The sequence below is a fragment of the Metabacillus sp. SLBN-84 genome (assembly GCF_053629595.1).
This window is the reverse complement of record NZ_JBRJIP010000001.1, coordinates 1,602,809-1,618,036: the sequence shown is the minus strand read 5'-3', so window position 1 is coordinate 1,618,036 and position 15,228 is coordinate 1,602,809. Positions and strand designations below refer to the sequence as shown.

Here is a 15,228-nt window from a genome sequence, read left to right as displayed (position 1 = left end):
TTAATTGAAAAAGAAAACATAGATTTCCTGAACCATCAAAGCAAGCAAGGCTGTAAGCAAAATATCAAAAACAATCCATTTCTTTTTTCTCTGCTTGTAATTTGAATCAAATAAATACCTGATCACATACACTACAGTAAAAATGCCAAGCAGTTCAAGAATCGTCAATTCCCATGTCCTCCAGCCGTCTGTTGTTTTCAAGAGTGTATTCAACAAAAAGAAGCATGAACCCTTCTCCGGACACACGCTTCGGTAAAATCTATCAGGTTTTTTATTAATATATGCTTTCTGTTGTCAGCCACAAATCCTTTTTAGCCAGCAGTTTTCTTATTTCTGTTCGCAAAGAGCGATACCATCAGTGCAATCAGAAACCCAGGGACAGCATAAACCTGGACAACAATTAAAGTCCAGCCCACTGTGTCATATCCAGAACCCTCCGGACTTCCAGAGGGTATAAGGAGTCCAAACAAACAAATCACAAGATACACAGCAACTGGCGGCATGATTACTTCTAATAATTTCATTTCGCATCCTTTTTTAGTGTAATTTTACACTAAATGGACGTAAATGGAAATGCTTTTTTGATGAATGATAGTATTTTTACTCTTTCCCCTACCTCTTCCTCCCGATATAAAGCAAATGCGAAGATATCCCCAAAATAGAAGGATCCGCTGCTTTCTGTTTGATTAACTCAATTAGTTTCTGAACCTCTTCCTCCCCTTTATCATGCCAGTAAGTCCAGTTTTCTTTTGATAAAATAGCACCCGCATTAGATCCTATTAACTCAAGCGTTTCAAATCCATGGGCTTCCATAAAGGGCTTGATGTCGGCAATCTCAAAATAATAAGCACCTGTGAACCTGCCCTTATCAGCGTGATTAAAGCATCCGGTTTGCGAGAACTGAGTGATGCTGTCCATATTATCGTTAGGTCTCCAGTTGTCGGGAAACAAGAGGGACGTGAGGATGTGTCTGATTCTTGGCATAAAAGCTACAAACACTAATCCATCCTGCTTTGTTACGCGGTATAACTCCCTTACAGCTTTGATCCGGTCGTTTTCTTCCTGCAAATGATACATGGGGCCAAGCATTAAGGCTGAGTCAAACTGCTCATCTTTTAACATGTTCAAATCTCTCGCATCTGCCACATGGAAACCCTCAAACTGCCCGGCTAAATGGAATTCTTGTGCTTTATCCTCAGCCATTTTTACCAGTTTCGGAGTTAAATCGGTCAGCGTCACGCTATATCCATCTGCAGCTAGCACCATTGAATATTTACCTGGTCCCGCGCCATTGTCAAGAATATGCCCGGCACTCGGAAGATATTTTTTTAAATAGTGCCAGTTCACTTGAAACTCGACCGGCTCGCGTTCAAGCCGGCCCCATTCATCAAAAGTATTGTAATAGCTGATGATGTCACTCATAGTTCACCTTGTTTCTATAGGGATGGCAGAAACTCTTCTAAAAAATCACTCATATACTCTACTAACTCACTTTCAACTTCTTCCACTCTTTCATCAAGCAGCTCACCACTTATGGTACTCCCAGAATCTTCTTTGAGGTAGTCATTCCTAAAAAAGACCGATGGCACTCCCATATTTTAATCGTATGTAAATCAATAAGTTCTCCGCTCTCTTCAGAAACGCCAATCGATACAGATGAACTGTAGTCAGGTAGAAAAGGATCGTTTCCTTCTCTATAGAACTCACCATGCAGATTCAGGTTTTTTTCTGCAAAAACAGTCTTGTTTTCAACCAGCAACCTTTCTATCAGTCTCTTCATTGCGGTTTCAATAGTTATGATAGTGGTTAAAAAAGCTTCTGAAAAATCCTTTTGGTAAACCTTCATCTCACTCACCATCCAATGCTACAGTGTATGACTGAGCTAACTACTCAAGTAGCTTATGATACTTTGACTACTGATGACTCTAAAAAATTCAATCTGAACTAGAAGAGCTTTTTGCTCAAATCGACAATATAGCAACTTAAACAAAATTTAATACGAAAGCATTGCTTGATGGCGCAAATGCCGGTGAAACAATCACTCTGCAAACCAGGCGTCTCAGGGAGTACTTTAACTCCTTCGTTAATGACAGAAAGAGCAGCTATAAAGCTACTCTTTTTTATTATTAGTATAAATTATTCTCAATTCTAATGCTTGATTACTGTAACGCTGGATGGAGAGCTAACATTGCCTGCGCCGTCTTTAGCAGTAACAGTTAGCTTTACTCCTGCTTTTTGGACAGGTATAGAGACAGAAAATGATCCACTTTTCGGAGTTTTACTTGTTCCAAGTACAGTTTTTCCATTCTTTACAGTAATTGTTGAATTGTACTCTGCTTTACCAGTTACAACTTTGTCATTACTGTCTACCTTATTTACAGTCGGCTTTGTAGGGGCAATTACATCAGCTACTTTAACTGAAGTTGGCTGACTAACATTTCCGGCGCTGTCCTTGGCAGTCACATCAAGTTTGGTGCCAGCTCCTTGAACAGGTATGGTTATTGAGAAAGTTCCATTGGATGCAGCTTTCGTAGTTCCCAATACCGAACTCCCTCTTTTAACAGTAACTGTAGAATTCGCCTCGGCTTTACCTGTTACTACTTTATCATTATTATCAACCTTATTCACTGTGGGCTTACTCGGAGGAGTACCATCTACCACCGTGGTATTCACAGTTACACTTAAGTTTCCAGCTTTATCTTTAGCTGTCACAGTTAATTTGGCACCCGTTTTTTGTGCAGCTATTTTTACTGAATAACTGCCATTTGATGCTGCTTTAGCAGATCCTAGTACAGTGCTTCCGTTTTTAACAGTAATGGTGGCGCCTGATTCTCCTTTGCCAGTTACAGATACGTCATTGTTATCAACTCTGTTTACTGTAGGTGCATTTGGAGGGACATTGTCTACAAATCCAGTGGCAATCGCATATAAGTCTTCTTCAGTATTGTCGTCATAATACTCATTGTCCATATCTAAGACGGCAGCATAGTATGTACCACCTTTGGCCTGATATGCCTGATAAACAACCCCATCCTCAACTTCCGTGCCTATATAAACCAGTTTGTCACTGTTAACGAAATCTTTTTGAGTTGCAAAAAAGCCCAGATCAATAGCATATGAATTTGTAGTACCAGCTAGAAGCAATACACCATTTACCGGGACCACTACCTTGTGGAAATCGACATCATTCAAAGGAAGCAATTGCCCAATTGTTGGCTTATCATAGGAACTTGAATTTGCAGTATTAAAGGTATCGTTATACTCTGCTTCTAAAATATAATCCTCATCATTACTTGCAGATGAAGTGGACATCATCCCCATTTTTGCCAGGGTTTTTTGCAAGTGAGATTCAGAGTTTTTTATATCTTTCTCTAATTCTTCAAAACCACGGGAATTAATAAGATCTTGAGATAATGGTTTCTCCTTTTGCAATTGAGTTTCATTCGTTTTTTTCGAAAGCTCAAATTTATTGCCTTGGGCACTAACGCTACCTGCAGTTAATCCAAGAGCCAACCCACCAACTGCAATCAAAGAAACAATATTTCTTTTACTCATAGACAACCTCTCCCCTATCCCTTATTAAGAACAATTTAATCATACTATGAAATAACCCAATATTTCCATTTTTTTAATTCTTATTACCTAAAAATTTTAGAGAAAATTAAAAAGACCAGCATGAAAGCCGCTCTTCACTTTAGATATATGGTTAAAATAACCTAGATATACTTATTTCTTTGTATAGAATGGATAATTGTTTCGTACCGTTCATTATACTTTGCCAGTGTAAGTCTCCACTTATGAAGAAAATTATCTTACAACTGAATCAGCAAAATCAGCTGCGCAAGTTTCGCAAATTAACTTGCCTATTAAACTCATTAACTTAACAGAAAACACAATCACAGCTGGACAAAACACCATATAAAAAAACAGGATGCTTGTTTCGCACCCTGTAACCCTATTTTCATGCGGTTTCTTCACTCATCCTCCACTCTTCTGACACTCCGGGCAGTAATACAGCCGCCTGGATGAAGCGATGATCTTCACAATTTCCGTTCCGTCTTTGCGGCAGGGCCTTCCTTCGCGGTTGAAAACCCAGTGGCGGTACTGGGATCTTTTTTCTCCCTGCTTTTTGAGTTTTTCAGCAAGCTCCAGGTCATTTGTAATTCCCTTGTGCCTGTAAGATTGGACTGTGATGCGGATGATGGCCTCGGCAGCTGCGCGGAGCTGTTCCTCTGTGCAGTCGACGGGTCTCATGTCGGGGTGGATTTTTGCCGCATACAGGATTTCGCTTCGCAGGTAGTTTCCGATTCCGGCGACAAAGCCCTGATCTAAAAGCAGAGCTGACCATCTTCTTCGGAAAAAGCGCTTGTCCATGAAACGGTAAAATAGATCCTCAGGCGTGATGTCGTCGTTCAGGACATCAGGACCTGCTTTGCAGATGAACGGATGAGCCGGCACTTCACTGTCTCTGAGAACCTCAATGTCAGAGGCGCTGTACAGTAGAGCCGATTTTTTCTCGTTGTGAATGGCGAGTCTGAGAATCCGGTTTGTTTTAGGATATGTATAGGCATTTCGGACAACCCATTTCCCGTAAAGCTGGTTGTGGGAATAGATGGTGAAGCCGTTGTTGAAGCGGATCAGCATCGCTTTTCCTTTTGTCTCTACTTTTTCCACTCGCGCCCCTTCAAAAAGAGGTTCGTAATCTTTCAGATGGTCAAATGCAAAGGACACCTCTCCTACCGGCAGCGGAAGAAGAGCTTTTTCAATCTGGTCGGCTGCACGCCGGATTTCCGGGCCTTCTGGCATTGGGCAGCACTCCTTTCATCTAAGTAAAAAAACCTTTTGTGATGAAGTGTACCCTCATCCAGCTGCCCTCAAAACAAGTCAGTATGCGGCCAAAAAAAAGAAGCCTTGGAAGCTTCAGCGCTAAAATCCTTTTTTATTCAGAACAATGACACTGTTTTTCAGCGTTTTCACACCTTCAGGCATCGGATCTTTCTGCTGGTAATACCATAGGATTTTATCCTTGAGGTTATGTTTTTGCGCTACTTCCTGCTCGAGCATGGCACCAATTTCAAGTGTCCGTGCCGGTGCACCGTTTACGTTCACTTCAAGTGCTCCTTCGGTGTCAGAAAGAAGACCGTATATCATGGAATTATTGTACACATGGTAGTCAATGAGCTTTTGATCCGCCTTCATTTCTTGCTGGGGGCTGGCTGAAATCGCGCCTGCCTTCCACCCGTAAATACCTTGTTTCATAAATGCCGTACCGAGCTGATCGTTTTCATCAATGAAGAAATAGAGGGCTTCGTCGTTGATATTGTAGGCTGGAATGATGACTTCCATATCCTGCTTCGTCTGTTTGAGAGCTTCAAGGGGTTCGTCGTAGGAGTGAGAGATTTCTGTCATGGACCAGATCACAAATGCCAGGCCAAAACAAATGAACAAGCCTAAATAAATGCGGTATTTATTCATCCTATTCCCCCTTCTCTTTCTGTCTTCTTACCTTTTAATATTCTAGGTCTTTGTGCTGTATTCCTTTTGAGTCAAGGAGAAATCATGCGAGGGATTTCGCTAATTCCAGGCAAGAAAAAAGGAACTTCATCATATTCCGATGAGTTCCCTGTGAATTCTTACTTTGTTTCGCGGTGCACCGTTACTTTTTTAAGGCGCGGAGAATATTTTTTCAGCTCCAGACGGTCAGGATTGTTGCGTTTGTTCTTAGTTGTAATGTAATTGCGATCCCCTGATTCTGTGCATTGAAGTGTAACGTTAACTCTCATGAATGTACCTCCCAATTAATAAAACGTAATAATTACGATTTGATAAGAACATTTTATCTCCTCTGCCCGAAGTTGTCAACTCCATATCCGGCAGATCTTTGTTTCATCTTCATTTCGTTCAATATGGAAAACATCCGGATTGCTCATCTTCATCATGTGGTCATATCCATAGCTCTCTTCAAAGAACCTAAGCAAAAGCGCAGACAGATTTCCATGGCTGACTAAAACGAGGTGCCTCTCCTCAGCTGCCAGCAAGTCGCCAATGAGGGAGCTTACCCGCTTCATGCCTGATTCATTTGATTCTCCTCCGTCAAAAGCGAGGGAAAAATCATCAAACGTTTCCTTCAATTTCTCTTTCCAGTCTGCCATATCTGTTCCGCTCATGACCCGCTCTGCCAGTCTGTCATCCCGTTCAATTTCAAGTCCCCGCGCAGCAGCAAGAGGCTCAGTGGTCTGGATGGCACGGCGAAACGGACTGGAGAAAATCCGGTCTATTTTCTTCCCTTCAAAAAAAGAAACGAGCCTTTCAGCCTGCCGAAACCCCTCTTCAGTCAGAGAGGCCGAAACCTCCTGACCATGCGCCTGGCAGTGGCGGACCAAATAGAGGTGTTTAGCTGTCATGTCTCTCCACCTCAAAACATGAAAAATCTTCTGCAACAGAAGTATTCGGGAAAATAGCAGATGCTTCGCTTAGGAGAGTAAGCTGATCCTCATTCTGATACCGGGCGCTAATATGTGTCAGAACCAATTTTTTCACTCCTGCATTCAGTGCAGCTCGGGCAGCCTGAGTAGTGGATGAATGAAAATACTCATACGCAAGCTGTTCATCATCCTTGCCGAACGTGGATTCATGCACAAGAAGGTCGGCATTTGCCGCAAGCTCCTCTACCTGAGGGCAAGTTCTTGTATCACCAAGTATCGTAACGACTCTTCCTTTTTTAGGAGCGCCGAGAAAGTCCTGCCCGTGCAAGGTCCGTCCGTCCTCAAGCGTGACCGTTTCTCCTTCTTTCAATTTCTTGTAGAGCGGTCCTGGCTGAACACCCGCTTCTTTCAGCTTATCCACCATGAGCATGCCGGGCAGATCCTTTTCCGTGATCCGGTAGCCGTAGGACGGCACCCCATGGGAAAGCCTCTTGGCCTCTACTTTAAACTGGCTGTCTTCAAAAACAGTCCCGTCTTCAAATTCCACGATTTCAAGCGGATATTTTAAATGCGTATAACTTAACTTCAGAGAAACTTCCACATAGTCTTTTATGCCCGATGGACCATAAATCACAAGCGGTTCTTCCCCTCCCTGAAACGAACGGCTTCCAAGCAGCCCTGGAAGTCCGTAAATATGATCCCCGTGCATATGGGTGATGAAAATCTTCTCTATTTTTCTCGGTTTAATGCTTGTATGCAGGATCTGATGCTGCGTGGCCTCCCCGCAGTCAAACAGCCAGACCGCCTGCCGCTCCTCAAGCAGCCGTAGCGCAACCGACGTAACGTTTCTCGCTTTTGCCGGCATCCCGGCACCTGTTCCCAAAAACAGCAAATCCATGAAGCTTCACCTCATCCGCTTTCTAGTAATTCTAGAATACATGAAAACGGGAAAAAGATGAAGATTGGAAAGAATTTAGATGGGAAAAGACATGTATTTTTCACCCAATTGAAACTTACCTGTTCTTAATTCGTATAAGTACTAGCAATCAAAAACAGAGGAGGAACATTGGTGAAATCATTAACAAAAAAACGGACAAAAGCGATTCTAATAGACTTGGCGATCTCAAGCGCTGTAACAGCTGGAGTTGAGTATTTCCTGCGCAAAAAAGTCAAAAGCGAAGCAGTACATACGCTGATCACACCGACTATTGTCATGTGGACACTCGAGTACGCACAGCTACGCAAAAGCGGTCAAACCGCCGGCTACAAAAAAATGGGGCTTGTTCTTGAAAATGAGGATGGGTCAAAACCGACTTCCCGCCAAATCATCAAGCGCATGGGCTACAGGGATACAGTAAGTACACTTGATTACATAAAAAACCGGAAAACGTTTGAAGCCAAAGAAGGAGCCGTCCTGCCGCATGATCGCTTTTCGGGTACAGAAGTACGGGAAGTTTAGAGGTGGAGGGGTTTTGAATTTACTAAAATGATCGGTCCCTAAACATGCGGACCGATTTTTATAATCATGCACTCTATTATTTTTTTGACATGACGTAAACACCCACGTCATGTCATTGTGCTAAACCCTCCTATATTAAGGAGAATGCTAAGCAATAAGAAGCAGTATGCTATGATTTGGTTATTCATCAACAACTATATTAAGATACAGGGGTAACTACTATGACAAACATACAAGATATTTTAAAACTGGATTTTGCCTATCTGGAAACCTTCACTACCAGGACAGACACGGATTGGGGATCTATTTTCTGCAATGAAAATCAGCCTTCCTATTACGATGCAAACCATGCTCATATCGATCAGGTTTGTGAACAGCCTCAACGAGTGATTGATGAAGTCATGAATTTCTACCAATCTAAAAAAATCATTCCGAGGTTTTACATCTACAACTTGGAAGCTCAACAGGAATTGGTCAACCTGCTGAAATTGAATCAATTTGGATTTGAAGAATTAATCAGTCCTGTCCAATTGTGGGATCAAGTAATTTCGAAGAAAGAAATGGATCAGGCAGTTACTATTGAAGTGGTCACAAAAGACAATTATTCTGAAGCATTGGACATAGAGTGCAGCATTACCGAATTTGGGGGCAAAGCCGTCAGGGAAAAGGCTTTTGATGAAGAATTTAACCATCCAAGCTTTGTACACTATATCCTCCGCTTTAATGGCGCGGCCTGTGCAACAGCCTGTCTGTTTATCAGTGGTCAGCAGGCAAGGATGGAAAGCGTAGCCACTCTGAAAGAATACAGGGGCAATGGTTTAATCGGCGAATTGATTCGTTACATACAGACAGAGGTTGCCAGACAGGGTCTGGAGAAACTCTGGGTATTTCCGATTAACGAAAAAATTGAAAAAGTATATCAGAAATATGGGTTTAAGACTGTTGCAAAACTGAAAACAGGGCATGCTTTCTTGGGCGGTAGAAGTATTAAAGACATCCAAGGATAATGCTTTTAGAATACATTAGCCTCCGAATATTTTTCATCCCCAAGCGCTTTCCTATATCAAGGATCAGCGCTTTTTTGCATTTCAAGCACCATCCAAGGCACGATTTCCGGCCTGAAACGCAGTTTTTCCACTTAAATCAACTGACTATTTTCCATTATTCCTGTAACCACAATAGTGTATGTCACATAGCATAAGACAAATAGTGTGTGTCATACAGTATTTAAAAACGAGGTGGGTGAATGAGCACGTTATTGAATTCATTATCGACAGAGCTTAGGAGAGGAACGCTGACATTGGCCGTTTTAAGTCAATTACGGTCACCACAATATGGCTATTCACTTGTACAGTTACTGGAGGAATCAGGCATAAACATCGATCAAAGCACCTTATATCCATTGCTTCGCCGTTTAGAAAAACAGGAATTAGTCACGAGCAGCTGGGACACATCCGAAAGCAGGCCCCGTAAATATTACGTATTAAGCGAATACGGACTGGAAATCTTTTTGCAGCTGAAACAAGAATGGTTAAAAAATTCGAAAGAACTTTATCGTTTGGTAAAAGGAGAGAACGAAGATGAATGTGATTGAGGTTTATATCCATGAAGTCACTCGCAGGCTGCCTGAAAAGAACCGTCAGGATATTGCCCTTGAGCTGCGGTCAACGATTGAGGATATGCTGCCTGATGATTACACTGAAGAGGATGCACATGGAGTTCTTGAAAAATTAGGGAATCCGGCGGCACTGGCCAGCGGATACCGGGATCAGCCTATGCATCTTATTGGACCGCGCTATTTTGATGTGTATGTCTCTTTATTGAAAATGATCTTGCCTATTGGTGCTGCTATTTCCCTGATAACGGTTATAGCAGAATATGTGATAGGGTTCCCCCGCGGAGAATCAATCATTGATGCGGTTTTAGCTATAACTGGTTTCGGTATTTGGAAAATGATCGAAGTTAGCATCCACACTTTTTTCTGGCTTACCCTTGTTTTCGTCATTATCGAAAGAACAGATAAAGGAAAAGACCAGCAGCCATTATCCGCAAGTTTGAAAAAATGGACACCTGATGATCTGAAGAACATTCCATATATCCCTAAGAAAAAAGCCATTACGAAACTCGAAGTGTTTGGATATTTAATGTGGACGGCGATTTGGGCAGCCCTATACTTTCATTCCAATCATCTTTTGGGTATCTATAAAGGCGGAGAAGCGGGTCTCAAATTCTTGATACCAGCCTTTAATCAAGAAATATTGCTTCAGTATTGGCCGATAGTTCTCGTTATCATTGCCCTCGAAATAGCGTTATCTCTATATAAACTAATCAAAGGGCAATGGACAAAAAGAATGGCTATCTTTACTGCTGCTCTTGAACTTATCGGAACAATTGTATTCCTTGTCATACTAAGCAACCCGAAGGTAATGACCCAAGAATTTATCACGTATATGAGTAATTTATTCAACACTACAGCTGTGCAATTTCAAACATGGCTTGTCGGAAGCGCGATAATCATTTATATACTGTCTGCGGCATTCAATGTGTTAAATGGATTTCGCAAGGCTAGAATTCGTTAATTTTGTGTGGGCATGATTTAGCAAGAATTGTGAAGTTGTTATATGTAAGGAACTTCAAACTTAGAAGTTCCTTTGTTTTTTTATAAAAAACTTCAACTAAATTCCTTTAGTACACATTAAAACGATACGCCAGCCATCTGGATCTTCAATCGTAACACCAGACTCTTTCCAGTAAGGATTTTCAGGTTCGACCTCCTTGTAGCCCATTGTTGTCAAATGGCTATGTAAACGCTGAATTTCATCTTGAACAGGAATATAGAAAACAAGTAAATTATCTTTTGTTGGAGCTGGGCAAGGACTTCCATCTATGTGCTGGGTAAATTCTAAATGGTAGGATGCATCCGGAATACCAAACATAACCCCGTCATAGCCTTCATGATTTTGAAATTGCCCGATTTGTTTCAACCCTAATCCTTCTCCATAAAACTGAACGATTTCCTGTAAGTTGTTTGTTGGTCTAGCTACACGAACTTGTACATAATTCATCTAGTCTCCCCCTTTTTATTATGATTACACTTAACGAAAAGAAAGGCTTCAATATTAGTCTGAATCATGCCCAATTAGGCAGGTATTGACCGGGTCTGCTGCATTAGAGAAAGACGATCCGAGTTAAATGAAACAGAATGTAAACGTGTCACAGTGGAATCTACAAACTTTATCGTCCAATCGTCGTTCCCGATGATTACTACCTCTGAGTTTTTCTGAATTGTTTTCTGACCAAAAAGCGTATTGAATAATGAAGGGTTGTTATTGGAGAATGGTAAGTGTATTTCCATCTGGTCAATTTGTGTATGATTTTCCTCTTGAACAACATCTCTTCTTTTTTGTACTTCTACTTTCACTTTCCAAGGGGTAGAGATAAACGTTCTCCGTACATCTTCATTCACTTCCCACCCCAGATCTTTTGCGCTATAAATGATCTGATCATATTCAGCTGAATCCACTAAAAATCCGAAATGATCAAAAATGTCACGAATACCATTGCCAAATGTAATATTTGTTTGCCCTTTTACCATTTCGATAATTCTAAACTTGATATCCTCATGTCTAAAATCATTCCATTGCAGCGGAGGGTTAAAAGCTTCAAACTTACCTTTCAACCTGCCTACTCTTATAGTGACCTTAAAGCCTAATTTCACGTAAAAGTTTTCCATCTCTTCTGTTTTATGCGTCCACCAGTGATAATGAAATAAATTCATTATGATCTCCCTTCAATAATTCGTTCAGCTATTAATTCCAGCTTAATTGTTTTAAAAAGAAAAGGCTTCAGCTGTTTGGAGGAATGACTATACTGCTTTTGATGTACAAGTGAAGTTAGCTTAGTCACTTTATAGATGGAAATGGCCTTATACGTCTTAGATTTCGTAACAGATCGGGAAAATAAAAAAAGGAACTCCAATTTAAAAAAGGAGTTCTCTTTCTTATTCCATTAAATCCACAATTGTTTCATGAATACTAACTAGATTTTTATACTCAATCAGCCAACAATCACGATATTGTCCCTCGTGAAATTCATGTTCAGGAAGAAGTTTCACTTTTTTAAAACCACATTTTTCATAACACTTAATGGCCCTCTCATTCCAGGTTTGTGGATCCATGACTACTCTATCAGCATGTTTTTGTTCTACTAGAAATTTTACCATTGAATTCACAAGAAGCTTTCCAATCCCTTTATTCCAATAGTCAATTTCTCCAATAAATTGGTCAGTTCCATAAATATTTTCTATTCCATCATAACCGTATGTTTTAATGGACTGCTCATCTAAAAGGTAATATTGTATGTATCCAATTTCTACTCCGTCGTATTCAATCACACAGCGAGTGACACCAGTCTCGCGGTTATAAAATTTATTATTAACCCTTTCCAAATCAAATGGATTGTCCCTGCCTTCGTAATATTCTAAAACGAATGAGTTTGAAAGCCATTTTGCTAACAAATAATTATCTTTTAAATCTAGTTCACGGACGATCAGTTTTCCATTTTGAAATAACATACATTTCACTTACTTTCATTTTTAAATATGTTCTAAAAATAGTCAGGTACTTCATAAGACATATTCTCCATTTCTAATCCAGTGGAGTAATACATACAAACACTATTTTTATATTTTTGCTGAGTAGCTGGTAGTGCTTTGAAATTCATTTTATTATAGAAATTACGATCAATGTCACTGTACAGAAAAATCAAATTGCATTGTTCTTTCTCTTCTAATTCTTTTATAGTCTCTTTTATGAGCTGAGATGCATAACCTTTCCCCCTTAATTCTGGAGGGGTAGCTATAGATCCAAACCCTTTAACTATCAAGTCTTTAGAAGGATTTAACGTATATATTATGAGCGAGCTTAGCAGCTCGTTAGTATCTGTATCAACCAGCACATACCATACTCCACTTTTGTACTTGCTAGATTCTTTACATGTATTCATATAATCCTGAACAGCAAGTTTTCCACCCCAGGCATCATAACCCATCATAAAAATCGAACTCATATCCTCATTTTTAGCAGCTCTAACGGTTTTCAAAATACCTCTCCTCAAAATCATTTTCACCTTCATTCGGGATTTACTTAGTGTAATAATAAACTATGAAGATTTGCGAATTTCATTGTTAAATAATGGGGTTAATCTTATGCAATAGTTGCCCCTATTGCTCAATAATACTCATCCTATATACTAATTTTCAGGTCAATTAAGATACTTCCTCCATTCACTCCAAGCATTCATATAGTTTCTTAAGTCATGAGGATGTACTTTAATGCATACACCAATACGGGTATACAGTTGAAAAATCACCTCATCTATAAGGCGTTCTTCTGTGAAAGGTGTATTTTCTTTCCAAAGTGCAAATAATGGCAGCAGCGTTTCTATATTAAGGCTATCTGGAGATGAGCAGAACGCATACGTAAAATCATAAATCCTTGGACCAATTAAAGGTGAAGGATCTATAACCCCCACTAGTTTATTTGAATAATAGATGAAATTATGAACCCCTGTATCTCCGTGAAGATAATATTTTTCTTCTTCATTATGAAAATCTCTAAGTTTCTCTACTAACCGTTCGACTCTTCTGTGGTCTTCATTAGGCAGGTGATTTCCTATGCTTTCTTGAGCAAGCTGGAAACTAATGCTGTTAAAATCTGACCAGGTACTTCTATATTTTCCATTAACCCTGCCCCAAGAAATATCATCATTTACCTTGTAGTATTTAGTAAATAAACTTCGGGTTAAATTCGTCATCCATTCTTTCTTAGAACCTCGGTTGTTGTGAGTTTCTCCGAGGATGTAAGTGTAAACTATGTATTTGTCATTTTCATCCGCATAAATGACATCAGGTAATACACTAATTTCTTGGTATGCCAGCAGGAAATCTTTAGTTGAACTTATGATTTTCTGATCATCTATTTTTATAACATATGCAGGGTTTTTATCAAATAAAAGAGTATATAAGACTCCACTGGTAGTGCCACTATTCATCTGCTTTAACTCTATGTCAGCTTTCCTTAACAATCCTTCACTATCTAAAACATCAATAATTGTATCGGTTATTTCCATACAGCAGCTCCAAAAGATTAATAAAATTCAATTGCAACGATTCTTTTCGGCTAACGCCACTTTTAACTAAATAACACCTTATTAATAAATTCTGTTTTAGCTTCTGTATATCTTTCACGGTCATCCTTAAATTCTCGTGCTAACTGACTTTTCATTGCAGCGTATTCATTTGCCAGGTGTGCGTCAATTCTTAATTTATCTCTAAATATGAGGAGTTTTTCCAAACGTTCTTCCCCTTCTTGCATCAACTGCAAATGTGCTACTCGTTTGTCGTTCTTCACTTTCACGAAAAATCTTCTCCAAGGCTGTTTGTCTAATTTAGGAGGTACATAATGCCAATGGTGTAAAGCTAGATTTTCCACTATTTCGCTGATAAGTTCCAATGATGGAACAGAGGCCATTAAGTCGATAATTGGTTTAGCGGGCAAGTTAGGAACTGCTGTACTGCCAATATGCTCTACTTGTTTTACATTAAAAGCTGAAAGTACATTGTAAAGCTCTTCTCTTTCCCGAATACCTTTGGCCTTCCAATCAGGGTCTGGCTTTTCTATCTCAATTCTTTCAAAAGCCCACACTGGAATGTTGTTATGCTCATTGCCATTGTCCACAAACTCTATCCCCCTCGCCCAATTTTCCACTAAGAAAAGGCGATCCATTTGCTGCAGCCGCTCCGTATTTTGAAATAGCACTTACCTTGCTTTCATGCCAAAATCATATTTCTAATTTGGCGTACTCCAAGGTTGCTTCTTTCATTACTGCCTTTCCTGTACGGCAAAATAATTTTCTTCATTATCGGCAAAGTTTAATAGTTTTCCGGATGGTAAGTCTACAATCTCACCGACCTTCACACCTTTATTCTTTAAGTCGTCATACAAACGGTCCACGTTGTCTGTAAAGAACATGAGAGAAGGAGTACCGAGATTCAGTTCAGGTTCCATTTGAGCAATGAAGTCTTTATTATGAAGCACGATACTTGTTCCTCCCCCTTCCGGAGCTACTTCGATCCATCTCATGCCTTGTTTGTTATCTTCGTCTGCAATAACGGTAAAACCTGCTTTTTCCACCCAAAAATCCTTAGCTTGATCTTGATTTTTAACATATACCATTACTTGACCCAGACTGCGTATCATTTTCTTCACTCCATATCCAAAAGTTAATTTAATACACTACTAATTATTGATTTCGAGAAAGATGCTCATTATTCCTTCAACGAGT

General features: G+C 40.0%; 21 protein-coding genes. 4 read left to right on the top strand and 17 right to left on the bottom strand.

The genetic code is table 11. The features are described 5' to 3' along the window. From RKD52_RS08095 to rnz, 10 genes are all read right to left on the bottom strand, one after another. On the bottom strand, positions 1–168 hold the full coding sequence (locus RKD52_RS08095; protein WP_454099311.1) for a hypothetical protein: 168 nt from the start codon (positions 166–168) through the stop codon (positions 1–3). A 143-nt stretch (positions 169–311) separates the two neighbouring features. Continuing rightward, complete coding sequence (locus RKD52_RS08090; RefSeq protein ID WP_454099310.1) at positions 312–524, bottom strand: DUF4017 family protein; 213 nt, start codon at positions 522–524, stop codon at positions 312–314. A gap of 88 nt (positions 525–612) precedes the next feature. Continuing rightward, positions 613–1,422, bottom strand: a complete 810-nt coding sequence (locus RKD52_RS08085; protein ID WP_454099309.1) for a class I SAM-dependent methyltransferase — start codon at positions 1,420–1,422, stop codon at positions 613–615. Positions 1,423–1,531: 109 nt separating this feature from the next. Beyond that, positions 1,532–1,846: a hypothetical protein gene (locus RKD52_RS08080; RefSeq protein WP_454099308.1), complete on the bottom strand. Its 315-nt coding sequence runs from the start codon at positions 1,844–1,846 to the stop codon at positions 1,532–1,534. 302 nt (positions 1,847–2,148) lie between these two features. After that, positions 2,149–3,555 (bottom strand): Ig-like domain-containing protein, encoded by a 1,407-nt coding sequence (locus tag RKD52_RS08075; protein ID WP_454099307.1) that lies wholly within the window; start codon positions 3,553–3,555, stop codon positions 2,149–2,151. A gap of 423 nt (positions 3,556–3,978) precedes the next feature. Further along, complete coding sequence (gene nei, locus RKD52_RS08070; RefSeq protein WP_454099306.1) at positions 3,979–4,806, bottom strand: endonuclease VIII; 828 nt, start codon at positions 4,804–4,806, stop codon at positions 3,979–3,981. Positions 4,807–4,926: 120 nt separating this feature from the next. Next, positions 4,927–5,475 carry a hypothetical protein gene (locus tag RKD52_RS08065; protein ID WP_454099305.1) on the bottom strand — a complete coding sequence of 183 codons (549 nt, stop codon included), beginning with the start codon at positions 5,473–5,475 and terminating at the stop codon, positions 4,927–4,929. A 158-nt stretch (positions 5,476–5,633) separates the two neighbouring features. Then, positions 5,634–5,783, bottom strand: a complete 150-nt coding sequence (gene rpmG, locus RKD52_RS08060; protein WP_029279966.1) for a 50S ribosomal protein L33 — start codon at positions 5,781–5,783, stop codon at positions 5,634–5,636. Between the two features lie 75 nt (positions 5,784–5,858). After that, a complete protein-coding gene (locus RKD52_RS08055) occupies positions 5,859–6,404 on the bottom strand; it encodes a histidine phosphatase family protein (RefSeq protein WP_454099304.1) in 546 nt (181 codons plus the stop codon). Beyond that, complete coding sequence (rnz, locus tag RKD52_RS08050; RefSeq protein WP_454099303.1) at positions 6,394–7,323, bottom strand: ribonuclease Z; 930 nt, start codon at positions 7,321–7,323, stop codon at positions 6,394–6,396. The genes RKD52_RS08055 and rnz overlap by 11 nt, the downstream gene beginning before the upstream one ends. Before the next feature lie 171 nt (positions 7,324–7,494). On the opposite strand from rnz, the gene RKD52_RS08045 reads away from it, so the two are divergent. The 4 genes from RKD52_RS08045 to RKD52_RS08030 all read left to right on the top strand — a co-directional run bounded on the left by RKD52_RS08045 (position 7,495) and on the right by RKD52_RS08030 (position 10,463). Further along, entirely contained in the window at positions 7,495–7,884 is a 390-nt protein-coding gene (locus RKD52_RS08045; protein WP_454099302.1) for an RDD family protein, read from the top strand. Between the two features lie 221 nt (positions 7,885–8,105). Further along, entirely contained in the window at positions 8,106–8,891 is a 786-nt protein-coding gene (locus RKD52_RS08040; protein ID WP_454099301.1) for a GNAT family N-acetyltransferase, read from the top strand. Between the two features lie 239 nt (positions 8,892–9,130). Beyond that, positions 9,131–9,478, top strand: coding sequence for a PadR family transcriptional regulator (locus RKD52_RS08035; protein WP_342826893.1), 348 nt, complete (start codon positions 9,131–9,133; stop codon positions 9,476–9,478). After that, a complete protein-coding gene (locus RKD52_RS08030; protein WP_454099300.1) occupies positions 9,465–10,463 on the top strand; it encodes an HAAS signaling domain-containing protein in 999 nt (332 codons plus the stop codon). The genes RKD52_RS08035 and RKD52_RS08030 overlap by 14 nt, the downstream gene beginning before the upstream one ends. Before the next feature lie 96 nt (positions 10,464–10,559). Here the strand turns inward: RKD52_RS08030 and RKD52_RS08025 are convergent, their stop codons facing one another. The 7 genes from RKD52_RS08025 to RKD52_RS07995 form a co-directional block, all read right to left on the bottom strand. Further along, entirely contained in the window at positions 10,560–10,949 is a 390-nt protein-coding gene (locus RKD52_RS08025) for a VOC family protein (RefSeq protein ID WP_454099299.1), read from the bottom strand. A 74-nt stretch (positions 10,950–11,023) separates the two neighbouring features. Next, positions 11,024–11,662, bottom strand: a complete 639-nt coding sequence (locus RKD52_RS08020; protein ID WP_454099298.1) for a hypothetical protein — start codon at positions 11,660–11,662, stop codon at positions 11,024–11,026. 222 nt (positions 11,663–11,884) lie between these two features. Beyond that, positions 11,885–12,457, bottom strand: a complete 573-nt coding sequence (locus RKD52_RS08015; protein ID WP_454099297.1) for a GNAT family N-acetyltransferase — start codon at positions 12,455–12,457, stop codon at positions 11,885–11,887. A 32-nt stretch (positions 12,458–12,489) separates the two neighbouring features. Beyond that, positions 12,490–12,984 (bottom strand): GNAT family N-acetyltransferase, encoded by a 495-nt coding sequence (locus RKD52_RS08010; protein ID WP_454099296.1) that lies wholly within the window; start codon positions 12,982–12,984, stop codon positions 12,490–12,492. 162 nt (positions 12,985–13,146) lie between these two features. Continuing rightward, the gene (locus RKD52_RS08005) at positions 13,147–14,013 is read right to left on the bottom strand and encodes a phosphotransferase (RefSeq protein ID WP_454099295.1); all 867 of its coding nucleotides are present in this window, start codon (positions 14,011–14,013) and stop codon (positions 13,147–13,149) included. Between the two features lie 62 nt (positions 14,014–14,075). Next, complete coding sequence (locus RKD52_RS08000; RefSeq protein ID WP_454099294.1) at positions 14,076–14,621, bottom strand: GrpB family protein; 546 nt, start codon at positions 14,619–14,621, stop codon at positions 14,076–14,078. Positions 14,622–14,765: 144 nt separating this feature from the next. Next, positions 14,766–15,143, bottom strand: coding sequence for a VOC family protein (locus RKD52_RS07995; protein ID WP_454099293.1), 378 nt, complete (start codon positions 15,141–15,143; stop codon positions 14,766–14,768). Positions 15,144–15,228 lie beyond the last annotated feature (85 nt).

What these genes read in the sequence shown, in the direction of transcription:
- RKD52_RS08090 (WP_454099310.1), bottom strand. Translation starts at nt 524, where the DNA reads ATGAAATTATTAGAAGTAATCATGCCGCCAGTTGCTGTGTATCTTGTG.
- RKD52_RS08085 (WP_454099309.1), bottom strand. Translation starts at nt 1,422, where the DNA reads ATGAGTGACATCATCAGCTATTACAATACTTTTGATGAATGGGGCCGG.
- RKD52_RS08080 (WP_454099308.1), bottom strand. Translation starts at nt 1,846, where the DNA reads ATGAAGGTTTACCAAAAGGATTTTTCAGAAGCTTTTTTAACCACTATC.
- RKD52_RS08075 (WP_454099307.1), bottom strand. Translation starts at nt 3,555, where the DNA reads ATGAGTAAAAGAAATATTGTTTCTTTGATTGCAGTTGGTGGGTTGGCT.
- nei (WP_454099306.1), bottom strand. Translation starts at nt 4,806, where the DNA reads ATGCCAGAAGGCCCGGAAATCCGGCGTGCAGCCGACCAGATTGAAAAA.
- RKD52_RS08065 (WP_454099305.1), bottom strand. Translation starts at nt 5,475, where the DNA reads ATGAATAAATACCGCATTTATTTAGGCTTGTTCATTTGTTTTGGCCTG.
- rpmG (WP_029279966.1), bottom strand. Translation starts at nt 5,783, where the DNA reads ATGAGAGTTAACGTTACACTTCAATGCACAGAATCAGGGGATCGCAAT.
- RKD52_RS08055 (WP_454099304.1), bottom strand. Translation starts at nt 6,404, where the DNA reads ATGACAGCTAAACACCTCTATTTGGTCCGCCACTGCCAGGCGCATGGT.
- rnz (WP_454099303.1), bottom strand. Translation starts at nt 7,323, where the DNA reads ATGGATTTGCTGTTTTTGGGAACAGGTGCCGGGATGCCGGCAAAAGCG.
- RKD52_RS08040 (WP_454099301.1), top strand. Translation starts at nt 8,106, where the DNA reads ATGACAAACATACAAGATATTTTAAAACTGGATTTTGCCTATCTGGAA.
- RKD52_RS08035 (WP_342826893.1), top strand. Translation starts at nt 9,131, where the DNA reads ATGAGCACGTTATTGAATTCATTATCGACAGAGCTTAGGAGAGGAACG.
- RKD52_RS08030 (WP_454099300.1), top strand. Translation starts at nt 9,465, where the DNA reads ATGAATGTGATTGAGGTTTATATCCATGAAGTCACTCGCAGGCTGCCT.
- RKD52_RS08025 (WP_454099299.1), bottom strand. Translation starts at nt 10,949, where the DNA reads ATGAATTATGTACAAGTTCGTGTAGCTAGACCAACAAACAACTTACAG.
- RKD52_RS08020 (WP_454099298.1), bottom strand. Translation starts at nt 11,662, where the DNA reads ATGAATTTATTTCATTATCACTGGTGGACGCATAAAACAGAAGAGATG.
- RKD52_RS08015 (WP_454099297.1), bottom strand. Translation starts at nt 12,457, where the DNA reads ATGTTATTTCAAAATGGAAAACTGATCGTCCGTGAACTAGATTTAAAA.
- RKD52_RS08005 (WP_454099295.1), bottom strand. Translation starts at nt 14,013, where the DNA reads ATGGAAATAACCGATACAATTATTGATGTTTTAGATAGTGAAGGATTG.
- RKD52_RS07995 (WP_454099293.1), bottom strand. Translation starts at nt 15,143, where the DNA reads ATGATACGCAGTCTGGGTCAAGTAATGGTATATGTTAAAAATCAAGAT.